General features: G+C 74.1%; 2 protein-coding genes. Both read left to right on the top strand.

The window, feature by feature from the left end:
* Positions 1-163 precede the first annotated feature (163 nt).
* Positions 164-1,075, top strand: a complete 912-nt coding sequence (gene rarD / locus G5C62_RS26640) for an EamA family transporter RarD (RefSeq protein ID WP_164703361.1) — start codon at positions 164-166, stop codon at positions 1,073-1,075.
* A gap of 134 nt (positions 1,076-1,209) precedes the next feature.
* The gene (locus G5C62_RS26635) at positions 1,210-1,611 is read left to right on the top strand and encodes a DUF3263 domain-containing protein (protein WP_164703360.1); all 402 of its coding nucleotides are present in this window, start codon (positions 1,210-1,212) and stop codon (positions 1,609-1,611) included.
* Positions 1,612-2,099 lie beyond the last annotated feature (488 nt).

Genomic DNA, 2,099 nt, shown 5'->3' with positions numbered 1-2,099 from the left:
TCCTCGACGACACGACCAGGCGCAGCTGGGTGTGGCGGCACCTGGCCCGCGCCCTGGTGCAGCTCGCCCCGGTCCTCCTGCTGTGCCTGCTCGTCCCGCCGGTGCCCTTCGACATCCGGCTCACCGCTGCGGACCCGAGGGTGGGCGGGCGTACGGTGCGCCGGTGGACGAACGGCGTGTGGGGGTGGGGGCCGGCCTCGGCGCCTACGCCCTGTGGGGGGTCTTCCCCCTCTACTTCCCCCTGCTCGAGCCGGCCGGCGGGCTGGAGATCGTCGCGCACCGGGTGGTCTGGTCGCTGCTGTTCGTGGGGCTCCTGCTCACCGTCCGGCGGGGCTGGAGCCAGGTGCGCGCCGTCGTCACCGACCGGCGGGCGCTGCTGGTGCTGACGGTCGCCGCGGTGCTCATCGCGGTGAACTGGCTGGTCTACGTCTACGCGGTCAACTCCGGGCACGTGGTCGAGGCGTCGCTGGGGTACTTCATCAACCCGCTGGTCAGCGTCCTGTTCGGAGTGGTGTTCTTCCGGGAGCGGCTGCGCCGGCTGCAGTGGGTCGCCGTCGGCACCGCCGTGGTGGCGGTCGTCGTGCTGACCGTCGACTACGGCCACCCGCCGTGGATCTCCCTCGCCCTCGCCGTGAGCTTCGGCCTCTACGGCCTGATGAAGAAGCTGGTCCGGGTCGATGCCGCGCCCGGCCTGTTCGTGGAGACGGCGGTCGTGTTCCTCCCCGCGCTGGTCGTCATCGGCGTGCTGGGCGCCCAGGGCGAGGCCGCCTTCGGGACGGCGGGCGTGGGGAACGGGCTGCTGCTGGCCAGCTCGGGCCTGGCCACCGCCGTCCCGCTGCTGCTGTTCGCCGCCGCCACCCGCCGGGTGCCGTTGTCGACGATCGGCCTGCTGCAGTACGTCACGCCGCTGATCCAGCTGGCCATCGGCGTCTTCGTCTACCACGAGCCGATGCCGCCGGCCCGGCTCGTGGGCTTCGCCGTCGTCTGGCTCGCGCTGGCCGTCTTCACCGCCGACATGCTGCGCAACGCGCACAGCAACCGGCGGGCCGCCGCACCCGTGCCGGCCGGCATCTGACCGGTCTTCCACGGGTCGCCGACGCGCCCCGGTGCCAGCCGCGCCGGAGCGGCTGCCACGCGGCTACCGTCGACGGGGTCCGGAACCCGGGGCCAGGCGCGCCTGGCCGACGCCCTTCCCTCGGAGGCACGACCATGAGCGACGACCCCGTGCAGCCCGCCGGGCCGACGGCGGACGAGCGCACAGCGGTGGTCGGGACCGAGCCCGGGACGGCGCAGGCGACCGCAGCGGACGGGGCTCCTGTGACGGGCGGGGCGCCTGGGGACGACACGGCTGCGGGCCTGCCCGATCGAGAACGGGAGATCCTGGCCTTCGAACGTCAGTGGTGGCGCTTCCCGGGCGCCAAGGAAGCCGCCATCCGAGAGCGCTTCGGGATGACGTCCACCCGCTACTACCAGGTGCTCAACGCCCTGATCGACCGTCCGGAGGCCCTCGTCGTCGACCCGCTGCTGGTGCGTCGGCTGCGCCGGATGCGCGCCGGGCGGCAGCGTCAGCGCTCCGGCAGGGTCCTGGGCACGGACCTCCGTCGCGACTAGCCTGTCTCACTGTGGGGAGGCATGCGGCGCCGTTCGGTGAGGGAAGTCCGTCCGACGCGACCCCGAGCCCGGGACGTCGACGCACCGACCCGCCCGTCGAGCCACCCGTCGAGGCCGCGCGTCCGGCCGAGGCGGCTCCCCGCTCGGTGACCCCACGCCGGCCCCAGCGGCCCGCGCCCGACAGCGACGCGGCGATGACCCTGCCCCGGCAGAGCCGGGCCGAGCGCCGGCGCGAGGGCCTGCTGCCGGCGGGCGAGGACCCGTTGCTCCGCCGGCCGGCACGGGTGCGGCGGCCCGCCGGTTGCTGTGCGCGTTGCGCAGCATGTCGGCGGTGAAGACGGCCAGCGCGAGCCAGACGACGGCGAAGCCCACGAGCCGGTCCGGCGGCATCCGCCCGTGGTAGACGAAGACGCCGATGGCCAGCTGGATCAGCGGCGTGACGTACTGCAGCAGGCCGATCGTCGACCTGTCTCTTATACCTAACTGAC

Source organism: Modestobacter sp. KNN46-3, assembly GCF_011039295.1.
Note: the sequence above shows the minus strand (reverse complement) of the source record. Positions and strands in the feature narration are given on the sequence as shown.

Coding starts and splice junctions, on each gene's coding strand:
- G5C62_RS26635 (WP_164703360.1), top strand. CDS start 1,210: ATGAGCGACGACCCCGTGCAGCCCGCCGGGCCGACGGCGGACGAGCGC.